This is a genomic window from Chloracidobacterium sp. (genome assembly GCA_016711345.1).
In the GTDB taxonomy this organism is placed as follows: domain Bacteria; phylum Acidobacteriota; class Blastocatellia; order Pyrinomonadales; family Pyrinomonadaceae; genus OLB17.
Genome location: JADJTD010000001.1, coordinates 3919706 through 3936322 on the forward strand (window position 1 = coordinate 3919706; position 16617 = coordinate 3936322).

Here is a 16617-nt window from a genome sequence, read left to right on the forward strand (position 1 = left end):
CAAGCCGGCGCATCAGCCAGGGCGAATCACTCACGATGAATTTTTCAACTTCGACTACAGACTGCTTTTTTTCCTGATCGATGCGGGCAATTTTGACATAAACATTTTAGTGTAAATAACACGATCTCCCACTGGACAAATGACACAATGTGCCACAGGTCAATTTCCGTAACCTCCACTGAGATAAGGGTTTAGGTCCGATTTTTAAAATGAGGTTGTCCGGCCTGTCCGGAGGCGGTCCCGGACAACGTAACTGTTAGAATAATTGCAGTTATTGTTTTATTTTGGGCTTGTCCTGTCGATTTTAAAAAAAATAATTTGCGCCACAATCAGCCACAGGGATTTGGTCGAAAAAGTGCTCTCGTACCCGGTTGTCAAAGATCAAGTTTTGAATATTAAATACTAGCAAAATTTTCACTGTTTGTCAAGAGTTTTATTTATGCAACACTTTCTATTGCAAAAGCCCGCCCGTGAGTAAGGGCGGAACACGCAACATCGAACCCGAGAAGGATTTGTTGCTGGTTATGTGGAGTGAATCGCCCTTACTCACGTGCGGGCCTATGCATTCCGCTGAAAAGCACCCGAATGCAAGTTTCGCCGCATCGAAGCGTTCAAAACTCGTGAACAGCCGGTTCTCAAATGAACACGGCTAGTTTGAATAAAACACTTGAGCTAAGATAGACGCTTCTTGTGTCATAACGAGGATCAAAAATGAAAAAACTGACAACCTGGGCTTTACTGCTTTCGATCTATATCACTTTTATCGCTCCTGCCGCCGTAACCGTAAAGGCGCAGGCAATGCAAAAAGCGAAGGAACAGCGTATGAACAATTTGCCTGACGGATTGAAATTTCGCCTCAGCGAAGGCGTCGAGGGTGCCGAAACGCGCGAAAAACAACCGCTTGCATCGACAGACCCGTTGAGCCAGGGCGATGCAAACAGTATTTTAAAGCGCCTGCCGGAGATCAAGCCCGAAAAGGACGATCAGACAGATTTTGCCAAACGTGTTGGAACATTGCCAGCGCCCAAAACCGGCCAAAAGATACCGGTCAAATTCCCTTCCGATGAAACGCGCGGCACGCCGAAGATCGATACCTCGGGCGAAACGCTGCAAGTGATCCGTTTTTCGCCTGAGGGCGAAATACCGCTCGCTCCAGATCTTAGCGTGACATTTTCACAGCCGATGGTCACCGTTACTTCTCAGGAAGAAGCAGCAAAGTTTGCTCCTGTCGAATTAACGCCGCAGGTCGAAGGCCGCTGGCGGTGGCTCGGGACAAAGACGCTGATGTTCGACACGACAAAGCGTTTTCCGATGGCGACAAAATTCGCTGCCCGCGTTCCCGCCGGAACAAAGTCAGCAAACGGTCAAGTTTTGCAAAAAGACGTCGTGTGGACCTTCACAACGCCGCCGCCAAAGGTCGAGCAGATGTTCCCGCAAAACCAGATCGTGAAGCGAGATGCTTTGATTTACATCTCGTTCGATCAGGAGATCGATCCGGCGACTGTCCTGCAAACAATCACCGTCACCGGACAAGGCAAGAAATTGGCTGTGAGGTTGGCAACAGAGACAGAGATCGCCGCCGACGGCTCGATCTCGTATTACTCAAAACAAGCTCAGCCAAAGCGCTGGCTCGCTTTTCGTGCTGTAAATTCGGACGGGTTGCCGGAGAATGCTCTGCCGCCGGCTTCGACGATCACTGTCAATATCGAAAAAGGAACGCGCTCAGCCGAAGGCCCTTTGACGACGACAAAAGCACAGAGTTTCAGCTTTCAGACATACAGCCCGCTCAAATTCAACGGCGGTTACTGCAACTATCGAAATGCACCGAAATGCTCGCCTTTTGATGCGTGGTATCTCGAATTTAATAATGCGATCGAGGCTTCGAAATTCACAAAAGAGATGCTCCGTATTGAACCCGCAATTGAGGGGCTGAATATTTATCCGGCTGGCAGCAACATATCCATTCAGGGCTACAAAAAAGGTAAGACGACTTACAAAGTTACTGTTGACGGTTCGATCTCCGATGTCTTCGGGCGGTCGCTCGGGCAATCTGCAACGGCGACGATACGTGTCGGTTCCGCCGAGACAAATCTTTATTCGCAAGGCGGTTTTATGACCGTTCTCGATCCGACCGCAAAACCAACCTATTCGATCTACTCGACAAATCTTAATGACGTGAAGGTTCGGTTGTATTCAGTCGAACCAAAAGATTGGAGTGCATTTCAAAACTACGTCCGGTATCGAAACTACAACGACGGCAAACGCCCCGCGTCGATACCCGGAAAACTCGTGTCAGATAAGATCGTTCCGATTGCCGGCAAGCCCGACGAAATGGTCGAAACACGAATTGATGTCGCAGTGGCCCTCGACGGCGGATTTGGAAACGTGGTCGTTGACATCGAACCGCTAGAAGATTCGCGCGAAGCGGTGGTTGTTCGAGGGTATAACCCGCGCGTCCTAACCTGGCTACAGGCGACACAAATCGGATTGGATGCATTTGTTGATAACACGGAATTGGTCGGCTTCGCCACGGAGTTAAAAACCGGAAAGCCTCTGAGCGGTGTTGAGTTGTCTATTTATCCGAATGGTAAAGCTGTCAGTCAGCAATCGACGGTCATCGATGAAGGTTATTTAGCGACCGCTTGGAATTGGCTGACGAGATCGCTTCGTGGCGGGCCGAGCGACGAGACGCAGGCAAATGATGCTGACGGTTCAATTACGAATGTCGAAACAGTTCCTGAATCGCAAACCAACCGCACCAGTGAGAACGGAATTCTTCGCCTGCCGCTGCCTGATGCATCGGCGCCGCAGCAAAATTTACTTATCGCAAAACGTGGAAAAGATACTGCGTTCATGCCGGAGAATACAGAATATTACTGGCAGGATAGCGGTAATTGGTACAAAAAGCCCGAGTATGATTCGCTCCGATGGTTCGTTTTCGACGACCGCAAAATGTACAAGCCTAAGGAAGAAGTTTCGGTCAAGGGCTACATTCGCAAGATCAGCGGTGGAAAGCTTGGCGATGTCGAAGGACTTGGCGATGCTGCGAGCGGTCTGACTTATTCCGTTAAGGACGCACAAAATAACGAGATCGCGAAAGGAAGCGGAAATCTAAATTCCTTTGGCGCGTTCGACTTCAAATTCTCAATTCCCGACAACGCAAATCTTGGCTATTCGCAAATTGAGCTGAACACAAACAGCAGTATTTCCGGCGGCAGTTTCCAGCATCAATTTCAGATACAGGAATTTCGCCGTCCGGAATTTGAGGTCACAAGCAAGGTCGAGACCGAAGCTCCGCATTTTGTCGGCGGCAAGGCTCTGCTATCCGTCGAGGCAAAATACTACGCCGGCGGCGGACTTGCCAACGCTGAAACCAATTGGACCGTTACCGCCAACGCGACAAATTATACGCCGCCAAATCGCGGCGATTACACCTTCGGAACTTGGATGCCTTGGTGGAGAGTTTACGAATACGGTGGCTATGGCGGACGAGGCGGTTATGGCGGCGGCTCGTCGCAGTCTTTCAAAGGCGTGACGGATGCGAGCGGCAAGCATCTGCTCAAGATCGATTTTGAATCGGTCAAGCCTCCGCGTCCATATACAATATCGGCGGCGTCTTCAGTTCAAGACGTAAACCGCCAAACGTGGTCAAGCACGACTTCTCTGCTCGTCCATCCGTCCGATCTTTACATCGGCATCAAAACGCCGCGAACCTTCGTCCAAAAAGGCGAAAAGATCGACATCGAATCTATCGTTTCAGACATCGACGGCAACCTGATAGCAGGACGCGACGCCGAGATCAAAGCCGTTTTGAAAGATTGGACATTTGATAAAGGCTCATGGCAGGAAGTCACGGTTGACGAACAAACTTGCACAGTCAAGTCGCTCGGGTCAGAACCGGGAGCGATAGCGACTGGGTCTTCTTCCAAATGCTCATTCATCGCGAAACAAGGCGGACAATACACGATTACCGCAACCGTCATGGACGACAAAGAGCGTTTTAACGAAAGCGTGATGACCGTTTGGGTTCCCGGCGGCAAACAGCCTCCAAAACGCAACGTCGAACAGGAAGAGGCTCAGATCATCCCGTCGAAAAAAGATTACGCACCCGGCGATGTTGCTGAGCTGCTCGTGATCGCGCCCTTCACCCCTGCCGAAGGCGTTCTCACGCTTCGCCGCGACGGCATCGTCAAGACCGAGCGGTTCACGATGAAGGATTCGTCCATCACGCTCAAGATACCGCTCGAAGAAAAGTATCTGCCCAATATCACCGCTCAGGTCGATCTCGTCGGTGCGGCAGCAAGAACAAATGACAAAGGAGAGATCGACACTAAACTAGCACCGCGTCCGGCGTTTGCCAGCGGCAACATCAATATTCCGATCTCTACCGCATCACGAAAGCTGACCGTCGTCGCCGACCCTGTCGATAAAACCCTCGCCCCCGGCGGCGAGACTAAGGTAAACGTCGCCGTCACAGACAGTCGCGGCGAACCGGTTGCAAACAGCGAAGTCGCTATTGTAGTCGTTGACGACAGCGTGCTCGCGTTATCGCGATACACGATTGGCGATCCAGCGGATACGTTTTACACAGCACGGGGAACCGGCGTGACGGATTATCATTCTCGAAAGGATATCCTTTTGGGAAATCCGGACGATGTAAAGAAACCGCCACCGCCGCCATCTGACTCAATAGACACATCTAGAACCACAGTTGAGTCAAGTATGAGCGCTCCTTCAGCGGATATGATGCCAAAAGCGTCGGGACCAAAGAAAAAGGAGGCTCGATCCGGAAAATTTCAGATCGACGGTGCATCAGCAAGTGAAAACAGTTTCATAATTGACGGGCAAGAAGTCGATCAAAACGGAAAGCCTATTGCACTTCGCGAAAACTTTAACGCATTAGCTTTGTGGTCACCGACGGTAAAAACCGACTCGAACGGACGTGCAACGCTCGATGTCAAACTGCCTGACAATCTGACACGTTATCGCATCACCGCAGTGTCGGTTGATACGGGCAAGCGGTTCGGCAAAGCGGAATCGACGATCACAGCCAAACAGCCGCTGATGGTGCGGCCTTCGGCACCGCGATTTATGAACTTCGGCGACAGGATCGATATGCCTGTCATAGTTCAGAATCAGACTGACAAAGATATGGCAGTTGATATAGCCATACGAGCAACAAATGCGGAACTAATAGGCGGAGACCTGAGCGGTAGCGAGGGTGCTCAAGACGAAACATCCGCTAGCCCGCGCACACTCCCTACCGGTCGTGTTTCCGCCATTGGCCGCCGCGTCGTCGTCAAAGCCAATGACCGTGCAGAGGTCCGCTTCCCTGTTTCGACTTTAAAGGCCGGCACAGCACGATTCCAGATCGCTGTCTCGTCTGGCAAGTTCAGCGACGCTGCTGAAATATCGTTGCCCGTTTGGACGCCTGCGACGACCGAGGCTTTTGCGACTTACGGCACGACCGACCAGAACGGCGCGATACTCCAACCAGTGACGACGCCGGGCGATGTGTTCGCTCAATTTGGCGGGCTTGAGGTCACGACATCATCGACGCAGTTGCAGGAGTTGACCGACGCTTACATCTATCTGGCGAACTATCCTTACGAATGTTCCGAGCAGATCTCTTCGCGTATGATCTCGACCGCCGCACTGCGAGATGTGCTTACCGCGTTCAAGGCCAAGGACATGCCGACGGAAGAGCAGTTGAACAAACGCTTCGCCCGCGACATCGAGATACTAAAATCAAGGCAGCGTGATGACGGTAGTTTCGGCCTATGGAAAAAGGACAAGGAACGCTACGAATATCCGTTCTTAACCGCCCACGTCGCACACGCTTTAGCTCTCGCAAAAGCAAAAGGCTACAAAGTGCCGGACGAGATGATCAAAAAGACCAAACCATATCTCAAAGATGTCGAGAAGCACTTTGACGAATGGTACAAAAATTCGCCCGAAGTCCGCTGGACGATCTCGGCCTACGCTCTCTACATCCGCGACATGATGGGCGACAAGGATGCGGCAAAGGCAAAGAAACTACTGACAGAAGCGACTATCGAGAAGATGCCGTTCGAAGCTCTCGGCTGGATCTTGTCGGTGCTTGCAAACGATGCAAACTCGCAAACCGAGGTGCAGGCGATACTGCATTTCCTCAACAACCGCACGACGGAAACAGCAGCGACTGCGAATTTCGTGACTGATTATCGTGACGGCGGCTGGCTGATCATGGCATCGAACCGACGTGCCGACGGCGTCCTGCTCGAAGCAATGATAAAGGCCGACCAGAAGAACGACCTCATTCCAAAGCTCGTCCGCGGACTGCTCGCAAACCGCGTCAAAGGCGCCTGGTCGAATACGCAGGAGAATGTATTTATCCTGTTGGCGCTCGACAAATACTTTAACGCCTTCGAAAAGGTCACGCCTGATTTTGTCACGCGTGTCTGGCTTGGAAATACTTATGCCGGCGAGGAAGTTTTCAAGGGCCGATCGGTCGATTCAAAACAGATCAACATTCCAATGTCGTATCTCGTCGATCAGGGCGGGACGTCAAATCTGATTCTCGATCGGCAAGGTGCCGGACGGCTCTACTACCGCATCGGCATGAAATACGCGCCGAAGAATTTGAAACTCGAACCCGCAGATTACGGTTTCACGGTTCTGCGCAAATACGAAGCCGTCGATGACAAAGACGATGTGAAACAAAACGCCGACGGAAGCTGGACTATCAAATCCGGCGCCCGTGTGCGAGTTCGCTTGACGATGGTCGCACAGGCTAGACGGTATCATGTCGCTCTGGTTGATCCGCTGCCCGCAGGGCTTGAAATACTCAACCCAGAGCTTGCCGTGACCGAATCAATTCCGGCAGATCAAGGCGGCAATACTTCGATCCTCGAATATGGCAGCAAATCGTATGGCTACGGCTCTTGGTGGTGGCGCCAATATTGGTTCGATCATCAAAACTTCCGCGACGAACGTGCCGAGGCGTTTGCGTCGTTACTGTGGGAAGGCGTTTACAATTACTCATATGTAACGCGTGCCACAACGCCCGGACAATTTATCGTTCCGCCTGCAAAGGCCGAAGAGATGTATCATCCTGAGACGTTCGGACGGACTGGGACAGACTTTGTAAGGGTAGAATAGTCAGTTAGTCTTCAATTCTAGCCGCTGGCTGCTAGCTGTCTGCCTCTGGCCGGCAGCTAATAGCTAGTCGCTTGCAGCTGGAATGTATTTGAAAAATGCCGGTTTACGCGCCAAGATGAAATGGACTTATATGAAAGTTCTTATTATATTGGCAGCGGTCTTAATTTGTTTTTCTTCCTTAACTGCGCAAACAGATCTGCAAGAGATGGTCGATGCCGAACACGCTTTTGCACAGCTTGCGGCAGACAAAGACACTCGCACTGCGTTTCTCGCAAATATGACAAGCGACGCGGTTGTGTTTGTGCCGGAGCAAACAAACGCTAAGTCTTTTTGGGAAGCCAAAACGCCGAATCAAAGCTTGCTGTCGTGGGCGCCGAATTTTGCAGATATAACGAGCAGCGGCATTCTTGGTTATACGACGGGCAATTGGGAGTTTCGAGCGAAAGGTAAGGACGACACGCCTTCGGCGTTCGGTGAATTTATTACGCTGTGGCTGCGTCAACCCGACGGCAAATATAAATGGGTTGTTGATATCGGCGTCACTCATCAAAAGCCCGACAGATATTCAACTGACTGGACAACAGCAACACCTGAAAAAACTCAGAAAAGTTCGACAAGCGTTCCGACATCAAATCCTGCCGAGGAATTTTATCATTTGGTTGCTGCTAAGGGTGTTACCAAAGCTTATGATAACTTTGCGGACGATAACATACGTTCATACCGCGAAGGCAGCTTGCCTATTCTCGGCAAGAAGAATGTGCTGAAGCTTCTGAAAAACGACAAGGCAAAGATCACTTTTGCAAAACGAAGCACCGCATTTGCCGCGGGTGATATTGCATATAATCTAACCTCTTACACAAAGACGCTAGACGGGAAGATCGAAAAGGGCAATTTTCTACAAATATGGAAATTCTACAACGGCAAATGGCACATCGTTCTCGACATATTTAAACTCATTCCATAATATGCACGCAAAGTTGAGCAGTCATTTCACAAAAGTCACCGAGGTATTGAAACTCGAGTCTGAGGCCGTCGCACAAGCAGCGGCGAATCTCGATCCGAATCAGGTCGAAAAGGCAACGGAAATTCTTAGGTCGTGCAACGGCAAAGTCGTCGTAACCGGCGTCGGTAAATCCGGTGCGATCGCTGAAAAGATCGCGCAAACGTTGACTAGTACAGGAACCGTTGCGATCTACGTTCATCCGTCAGACGCTATTCATGGCGGACTCGGTGTGATGACCTCGGAGGACGTTGTTATCGCATTGAGCAATTCGGGCGAGACAGACGAGATACTTGTCATTCTGCCTTATCTAAAGCAACGCGGCTCAGGTTTGATAGCCATCGTCGGCAACACGAATTCCTCTCTTGCCCGCAACGCAGATGCAGTTCTCAACGCATCGGTGGACAAAGAAGCCTGTCCATTGAATCTTGCCCCGACCGCATCGACAACCGTAGCTCTTGCTATCGGCGATGCTATCGCAATGGCATTGATGGACGCAAAAGCGTTGACCGCCGAAGATTTTGCTGCCAATCATCCTGCAGGACAGCTTGGAAAACGGCTGACCTTGACCGTCGATGCGTTGATGCATCCGAGCCCGAATGTGTCGGCTAATGCGACCTGGCTCGATGTCGTAAAAGCCATTTCCAGTCATGCTCTCGGTGCAGTTAACGTAGTTGGTGAAAATTCGAGCTTGCTCGGTATTGTGACCGACGGCGACCTTCGCCGCACGATCGAACGCACTTCGCACAACGATCTTTCGACACTTTCAGCCGAAAATATGATGACACCATCGCCAATCACTGCTTCGCCGGAAATGCTCGCCTACGACGCTCTTCGACTAATGGAAGATCGCCCGTCGCAGATCTCGGTTCTGCCTGTTACTCATAACGGAATTTGTGTAGGGCTTTTAAGATTGCACGATGTCGTCAGAAGCGGACTTTAACTAATCGTCTGTTTCCAACATTTGGTAAGGAATGCGCTGTGCGAGAAGGTGGCCGCTCATTATCAGGCCTGTCCAAATGAGAAGAGAGACTGTCGAAACCGCCCAACCGATATTTGCGACCAGATCATCCTCAAGCGTTATTCCGGCAATGATAAGTGGAAACCCGAAGAACGCGATCTTGAGAGCTGTCTTTTTTGATCGCTCTACAGTTTCAAGCAAATTGACGCGGCCGACCTCCATTTCCATATATTCGTCGTCGGAGTTCAGATTAGAAAAATATTCGGTCTCAGCCTTTGACCAGCGACGAAGTGAAGGAGTTTCTGCGATGCGGTTCGCAGTGGAAAAATGATGAATGACATGAGCGATCTTGCCGTCTCGAAGAGCGATCTCAGCAAGGCCGCGCGCGGTTCGGAAATTCTCACCTATGCTCTCAAGCGCATTCTGAAAAACATTTCCCGCTCGACGCCATTCGCCGATCTGAAAATACCACTCGCCCAAACGCACAAGCAACTCTCCATCGTCTGCGGCGCGGCGTTCGGACAAACGCAAAGCCGCAAGCGCCCGGCGTTCTAGTTTTTGATCACGTGTCATGCCGGCAAACGAATGGAGGCATCGTGCAAAATCAAAAATTAGCCGCGCATCGCGAGGCTTTAAAACCAACGCCCGTCGAAATGCCTCAAGTGCCTGCACCAAATATCCGGAAAGCCGCAGCTCATTTGCAAGGCTCGTCAGGTCTTCGGCCTTTTCGTCCTCAAAAAGTTCCAGCGACTCGAATTTTTGCTGCGAAGGTTTGACGCGTTTGCCGATTCGCTTGAATGAGCTTTCTAAAACGTCGGCAGCAGGGATCTGCGAAAATTCCGCACGCATTAAGGTTTCTTTTGGATCTTCAAGATGGTCGCGAAGTTCGATCGAGCGATTATCGAGCACGTTGTCTGAGAGCTTCGGCAACATGCTCTTGATGATCCGGCGATAATCTTCGCTCGTACCCGATGCTCCAGAGGCGAAAACGACATTCAATCCTTTGCCTCGAACGACAGTGCGATAGCGGTAGTAAAGGTGGCCGCCGCGCTTCATCGTTCTTATCGCCTGCGTTTCAACTTGCTCAATATCATTGATCTTCAAACTTCGACGAGACGTGTTAATCCACGACCAAACACGAGGGACAAGACCGGTTCGCACCAGTCGTTTGCCGTCAAATTTGATGTGGTCTGCGAGAGCAAAGAACGGGATCAGTATCCAAGACACCCCAAACAGGATCACGCCGGCTAGATCCATTTCAAGATAAAAAAGAAAGGCTGAAAAGAATGTGCCAAGAAGAAGTGCAGTAAAGTAATTTTGCGGAGAAACGCGAATTGAAACGCTCAACTCTGGCGAAACGATCTCATCCAAAGACCCATCAGCCTCAACGTGTTCAGTATTAATTTGTTCGAGATCCTTCACTTATGAAAACCGCCGCTAACCATTCCCTTTAATAATTTATTCGTCATCGACGGTTAATTAGATTTTTAGACCAATTAAAGATCGACTACGAACAATTACAAAAACAACGATTGCGGCAGTATTCCCTGAAAATTACTGTGCTTTAACGCTGATCGGCAACCCGCCGGCTCCGCCGCCGATCGACGGTGTTTCCGGTGTCGGCACAACGATCGAATCGGCTCGTGCAGCATCGATTGCCTTTAGTTTATCTTTGGCATTGGTAGCGGTTTCAGACATCTTGACCGGCTTGCCGTCCATGTCCTTTGCTTCGCTGGCCGTCTTGGCAATATTAAAATAGAGATCGGCGGCTTCCTGCTTTTTGTCCTGTTTTTCCAGGACCTTAGCCAACTCAAAATTTATCGTGTCCTTTGCAACAATCGCATCGTCCATTCCCGCTAGCTCTTTATAAAGTGCAATCGCCTCATCCAACTTGTTGTCCTCAGCCTTCGTTTGAGCCAGAGCGAATTTTGAAAGTTTTGCGACGTCAGAACTTCCCGAAGCCAATCCTTCGAGTTCCTGAATACCTTTCGCGCGATCTATGGCCAGGTTATTAACAGCGATAAAGTATTTCGCCTTGTCAGCAACCGCTCCGCCAAATTTATCGGCGACAGCCTGAAATTCGGTGATCGCAGCCTCGGCGCGTTCCTTTTCGGTCTTAAAGGTCTTTTCCTTCGAACCGGCCATCGGCCCCGTCTCGGAGACCTGTGCCTGCGAGGTCTCGATCGCCTTGCCAAGCGCCGTCTGCCCTTCGCCACCTGAGCGGCGAGAGTAAACTGTCACGGCATAAGCAACTGCACCAAGTACAACTAGAGCAATGATCGCGTAAAGTATCGTCTTGCCCTTGCCTTCGAACTTTTTGCCTATGTCCTCAAGGCGCTCGTTGACCCTTTCCTGGATCGGATCATTGTACTTTTGCTTTGTCTGTGGAGTCGCGCCTGCCGCTTCCAACTGTTGAAATCGTCTCTTTTTCTGTGCCATCGTTAAAAAAACTGCAAATTTCTATTGCCAGCGCGTTATATAATTGCGTTAACTGGTTGTTTTCCAAAAGAGTTAATGTATCGTAAAACAGCGATTTGAGCAACTAAAGGCAATGAATATTGAAAAGTTAGTAGTGAATAATTCTTTTTATTATCGGGAACAAAATCCTGTTTGCGGTGTCTAATATTACAATCCGCCTGATAGCGGATGGGCAATTTGACAGCTTCCCGTCAAGGGAGAGGCAAAAAAGTGGCGATGGTCTTGGTCAAGTCAATCACATTTGACGACGAAGAAATTGGGCGGACCGCGGTGTCGGCCTTACCCACTATCGCGAGCGAAGAGCCCTGTTTTATTGACAAATTACGTTCCGGCGACGCACTAGCCTTCGAAACGCTGATCGACCGATATTCGGGCGATATCTACGCTCTTCTCTACCGGATGACCGAAAATGCGGAAGAGGCAAGCGACCTGACCCAAGATACTTTCTTGCGGGCATTGCGGTCGATAAAGAGCTTTCGCGGCGATTCGGAATTGAAAACATGGCTCTTTCGAATTGCCATCAACGAATCGAGAAATCGCTTTCGATGGTGGAAACGGCGTAAGCGAGAGATGACGATCTCACTCGATATCTCGGTCGGCGATTCGGAAACGCCGCTATCGGATATGCTGCCGGACAACTCGATCAGCCCCGAAGACGCGGCACTTTCGCACGAACGCGAGTACGCGCTAAAGGCTGCACTGCTCGAACTTCCCGAGGTTTACCGCGAGACGATCGTGCTTTGCGATATTGAGGGGATGAGTTACGAGGAAACCGCCGCCGCATTAGGCGTCGGCATCGGAACGGTGAAATCCAGAATTTCACGCGGCCGCGAAGAACTGAGGCGAAGATTAAAGAATTTCTGACGCGTGTCAGAACCGGGAGCGATAGCGACTGGTTTTTTGCAAACGATACACACAACACGAGAACAAAGTGATCTTTGACAATTGAATCGAATGGCTGACTCGCCCCGGTCTCATTTCAGAAGACTAAATAAAATCGGTGCCAACGATAGGTCAGAATGAACGAGCAAGTTGGGGTTTGGAAGTCCGCGAAAAGCAGTTAAACGGCATTATTTGAATCGACCAGCAACATCGACGAAAAAAAGGCCGGCACAAGCCGCAGATCAGGAAAGCCTTGTCACGACAAAACCGTTGCCGCCCGTAAAAAAGGCAGCAGCCGGGGCCAGTCAGCCATTCGATCAATTAGTTTAGAGTTACGGCTTTAGCCGTGAAGTTCTAACGACAAAGCAATGAACTGCTCTGATCTACAATTAAATCTAGCTCTGTATTCTGCCAGTGACGCAGAAAGCAGCACCGTAAAGATTCACCTCGAAGCTTGCCCGCTTTGCCGCGAACAGTATTCTGAGTTTCGAGCGATCCGAAACAGCTTGCAAAAGCTGCGCCGTCCTGAAATTTCCGCTGAGTTAAAAAACTCCCTAAAGCAAAACGTCCGCTCAGAAATACGCCATTCGCATACTGCGAGGCTTCCCGTCTCCCTCGACATAAGTGAATTGCTGACGATGCGAATCATGCCATACAGCGTCGGCGTTTGCGCCTCGCTTTTGGTGGGCCTGACTTTTTTGACAATGATGTTTTCGGGAATGCTGAAACCTGTTGACTCACCTGCATCGGCATCAAGCGGCAGCCGCGACACCACTATAATGCTCGCCAGCAACCGCAACCCGTTCGAAGCGAGCGGCAACTCCGAAATTTCAGCATCTGAATACGCTCAAACACGCCTCGGCTTCGGCGGCGAATCACCAAGCATCAACCCGCAAGGTGCATTGATCGCACTGACTAAGTCGCTAGTTCGCGGCGGAATGAAGGACGATGAAGTCGTAGTAGTGGCAGACGTCTTCGGCAACGGCCTCGCCCAGATCGCCGAAGTGATCGAACCTTCCCGCGACCGACGAGCCGTCAGCGAACTCCAAAAAGCCCTCGCTTCCGACCCGGCCTTCGCACCTTTCGTCCCAACGAACCTGGAAAACCGCCCCGAAAGCGTCCGCGTAGTCCTAAAATTCCAAAGCGTCAACGTCCGCACCAACCAAAAACAACGCCCAACCCCACCGCAAAAGCCTACACGTCAGTAAGGGCATTCTTATGCAAAAGCCCGCACGTGTCAGAACCGGGAGCGATAGCGACCGGGTTCCTTGCAGAAGCCCGCACGTCAGTAAGGGCCTAAGACTTAACACGAATGTTAAGCCCTCGCTCACCCGCGGGCTTCTTCATCGAGCTTTCAGTTAGAACAGTTCGATCTTTCCGTCAGTCACGGCAACTCGCGACTCGCCTTCGTTGAACATTATCCGCTCAAACGAGATCGGCGACACCGAACCCGATGCACCAACAGCCGTAAACCTCAAATTCAACAACAAACCGTCACCATCTATCGGATAAGCCCCATAAACAACGACCCGCAAAAGCCCCGGCTCAGTCGCATTCGTCACCACCGAAAGCCCGCGACTCACAGTGTTTTTCATATCAACCGGATTAACCAAAGGCTGCATCACCGAAGGATCATATCTGAGATCAAACTCATACGAGATCACTCCTTTGTTCGCAATGCCCTGAACACTCACCGGCACAATGGTCTCTTTCCCCGTCGAAGCAGTAACTGACGCCAACTCAACTGCAATGCCTCTCTCCGGTCCAATGCCTTTATTGTTCACTGTCCACTGTTCACTGTTCACTGTTCCCGCCGGTCTCGCTCCGGTGTTATTCCAATTCCCCGAAACCTCTCCCATTAGCAATGCAGAGTAGTCTTCGCCCGCAAAACTGCCGGTGACCGATGCATAGTTTTTGCTCACAGGAAGGAATTTCCATGTTCCTGAGATTCCAAATGGCGGAGACGAACTAACGAAACGAGCGAGCTGGCCTGCATCGAACGAAGAAACATTGCCGTTGTCGCTAACATCAGCCACTATCAACTGGGTAGCGTTCAAAAAGCTGGCACCGGAAACATGCTGTGCGATCTTGGCCGCATCGAATGAGGTTATGCCGTTCACTCCACCCGTTTTGGTCGGCGTGATGGTGTAAGCACCAGCTCCGAAGCCACTCAACGAATATTGTCCGGCTCCCACGCCGGGAGCTGCGGTCGTCGCAGAAACAGTGGGCGATCCGGCACCGCTTATCAGCACGTTGGAAACAAAACGGGTAGCTGCTGGGATAGCGTTGCCATAGGTAACGGTTCCAGTAAGTACTCCTGGCCGAACCTCAACAGAACCGATGTCGGCACCGTCGCCGCCCGACGCATTTGTGATTAACGGATTATCATATGGCCGCGACTGCGAACGCTGGTCGTTCGTTGAGCCGGAGCTTTCGCCTTTATCTATCGCCGGACTGCCTGGCAAAAGAACATGTGTGAAGGTCGGCCCTCCATTATTCTCCAGCGGCCCTATATTTGGATCTTGTCCGGTTATGTCAGTCGCCGTCGGGGTAAAGACTGAGCCCGCCGTGTTCTCGATCAGGTTGAAGCCGTTTGAGGTTATTACGCCGCGAAGATCGGGAGAGTTGTTGCTGTCAGTGTTGTTGGCGACTATGTTATTGCGAAGATTGACGGGATTTACTACTCCGTTAGTGTCGCGAAAAACACCTCCGCCGGTCATTGCAGAGTTGCCGGCGATAGTGCAATTAGTAGCGTTAACTGTTGAGAAAACCCCGTTGTAAAGGCCGCCTGCGCTGCCTACTGCCGTGTTCCCGCTAATAGTCGAATTTGTGAGATTCACAGTCGAACTTGAGTTACTACTGACATATACACCGCCTCCGCCGGTAGCGCTGTTGCCGTTAATGGTCGAACCGGAAATGTTGACCGGCAATCCCCCTTCAATATAAAGTCCGCCGCCATCGCCGTTTCCAATGCTGTCAGAGTTGGCGATGTTGTTTGAAATAGTTGTATTGGTTATCGTCAAGCCCGGCCCGCTCACCTGATTTGGTTGATTAAAAATACCACCGCCCGGGCCAACCGATGAGTTGCCGGTGATGGTCGAATTTATGATCGTCAACGTTCCTCCGACTTGATTCGCGATCCCGCCGCCCGGTAAGTTGTTGCCGGTCATAGCGTTACCGCTAATAATTGAATTGGTCACTGTCATTACATTGTTATTGAAAATTCCGCCGCCGGAGCCGCCGCCGCAGCAACCTGAGGCATTGTTGTTCGAGATGGTCGAACTGGTAATGTTGACTGTGCCGGAAAAGTTGCCAATACCGCCTGGGCCGTCCGAAGCAGTATTGCCGGTGATGGTTGAACCGGTAATGTTCAATGTGGAGACAGAACCATTATAAATGCCGCCGGCTTGAAAGGCAGTATTTGTTGATAATATTGAGTTGCTAATGTTGAGTGTGGCGTAATTTCTGACAGCGCCGCCGCCGTTTGATGTCGTATTTCCGGTCAGAACCATATTCGCCAACGTCAAAGTGCCATCATTGCTGACAGCACCGGCATCATTACCCGCTCCGCTGCCTTGCGTTAGCGTCATACCGCTAATTGAAGCAATCCTTGCGGGATTGCTGGTGGTGTAGTGGGTGAGAATTGTGGTTACATTATTTCCGCTGATTGTCAGCAGATTAGATCCCGGTCCAGTGATCGTCGTTGTGTCGGCATCATTCCCCGAATTTATATTAATAGCAGTCACCAAAGTGATCGTTTGCGGCGTGTTAAATAAAGAACTGAAAACAATCGTGTCAGAACCAGACGCGGCGTTTGCGTCTAAAACCGCCTGCCGTAAGCTTCCAGCCCCGCTGTCATTAGTATTTGTGACCGTAAATGTTGCCGCCGAAACGGTTATCGCCGTTCCCGATGCAATAAAAAGAAATGCAGTGAATATTGTTATTAAGAGGTTTTGTCGACGATGCATGATTTTTCTCCAGTTTTCGTAGAATGCGGATATTTTTTGGGTAATAGTTCATCTGTTTCCAGGCAGTTGGCTCACACTCCAATCCTCAAGCCAAACGGAAAATTCTCCCGAATTCTGCGAAACATGGTAAGATTTGGAACTATACTCAAGTGAATTTATAAGCTTTAGGCCGTGACGAAGTCCTTAAC

The 16617-nt window shown here is 50.6% G+C and carries 8 protein-coding genes; 5 read left to right on the forward strand and 3 right to left on the reverse strand.

All coding sequences use genetic code 11. From position 1 onward, the window contains the following. The first annotated feature begins 711 nt into the window (after positions 1-711). From IPL32_16615 to IPL32_16625, 3 genes are all read left to right on the forward strand, one after another. Positions 712-7140, forward strand: coding sequence for a hypothetical protein (locus tag IPL32_16615; protein MBK8467441.1), 6429 nt, complete (start codon positions 712-714; stop codon positions 7138-7140). A 130-nt stretch (positions 7141-7270) separates the two neighbouring features. Next, positions 7271-8104 (forward strand): hypothetical protein, encoded by an 834-nt coding sequence (locus IPL32_16620; GenBank protein ID MBK8467442.1) that lies wholly within the window; start codon positions 7271-7273, stop codon positions 8102-8104. Between the two features lies 1 nt (position 8105). Further along, complete coding sequence (locus IPL32_16625) at positions 8106-9083, forward strand: KpsF/GutQ family sugar-phosphate isomerase (GenBank protein ID MBK8467443.1); 978 nt, start codon at positions 8106-8108, stop codon at positions 9081-9083. Here IPL32_16625 and IPL32_16630 read toward each other — a convergent pair whose 3' ends face one another. Together IPL32_16630 and IPL32_16635 are read right to left on the reverse strand one after the other, a co-directional pair. Beyond that, entirely contained in the window at positions 9084-10523 is a 1440-nt protein-coding gene (locus IPL32_16630; GenBank protein MBK8467444.1) for a tetratricopeptide repeat protein, read from the reverse strand. Positions 10524-10655: 132 nt separating this feature from the next. After that, positions 10656-11540 (reverse strand): hypothetical protein, encoded by an 885-nt coding sequence (locus IPL32_16635; GenBank protein MBK8467445.1) that lies wholly within the window; start codon positions 11538-11540, stop codon positions 10656-10658. Between the two features lie 255 nt (positions 11541-11795). Between IPL32_16635 and IPL32_16640 the strand changes: the two genes are divergently transcribed. Continuing rightward, positions 11796-12443, forward strand: a complete 648-nt coding sequence (locus IPL32_16640) for a sigma-70 family RNA polymerase sigma factor (protein MBK8467446.1) — start codon at positions 11796-11798, stop codon at positions 12441-12443. A gap of 386 nt (positions 12444-12829) precedes the next feature. After that, positions 12830-13669, forward strand: coding sequence for a hypothetical protein (locus IPL32_16645; protein MBK8467447.1), 840 nt, complete (start codon positions 12830-12832; stop codon positions 13667-13669). A gap of 150 nt (positions 13670-13819) precedes the next feature. On the opposite strand, the gene IPL32_16650 is transcribed toward IPL32_16645, so the two are convergent. Then, complete coding sequence (locus IPL32_16650) at positions 13820-16429, reverse strand: hypothetical protein (GenBank protein ID MBK8467448.1); 2610 nt, start codon at positions 16427-16429, stop codon at positions 13820-13822. Positions 16430-16617 lie beyond the last annotated feature (188 nt).

What these genes read in the sequence shown, in the direction of transcription:
- IPL32_16640 (MBK8467446.1), top strand. Translation starts at nt 11,796, where the DNA reads ATGGTCTTGGTCAAGTCAATCACATTTGACGACGAAGAAATTGGGCGG.
- IPL32_16620 (MBK8467442.1), top strand. Translation starts at nt 7,271, where the DNA reads ATGAAAGTTCTTATTATATTGGCAGCGGTCTTAATTTGTTTTTCTTCC.
- IPL32_16625 (MBK8467443.1), top strand. Translation starts at nt 8,106, where the DNA reads ATGCACGCAAAGTTGAGCAGTCATTTCACAAAAGTCACCGAGGTATTG.
- IPL32_16635 (MBK8467445.1), bottom strand. Translation starts at nt 11,540, where the DNA reads ATGGCACAGAAAAAGAGACGATTTCAACAGTTGGAAGCGGCAGGCGCG.
- IPL32_16645 (MBK8467447.1), top strand. Translation starts at nt 12,830, where the DNA reads ATGAACTGCTCTGATCTACAATTAAATCTAGCTCTGTATTCTGCCAGT.
- IPL32_16615 (MBK8467441.1), top strand. Translation starts at nt 712, where the DNA reads ATGAAAAAACTGACAACCTGGGCTTTACTGCTTTCGATCTATATCACT.
- IPL32_16650 (MBK8467448.1), bottom strand. Translation starts at nt 16,429, where the DNA reads ATGCATCGTCGACAAAACCTCTTAATAACAATATTCACTGCATTTCTT.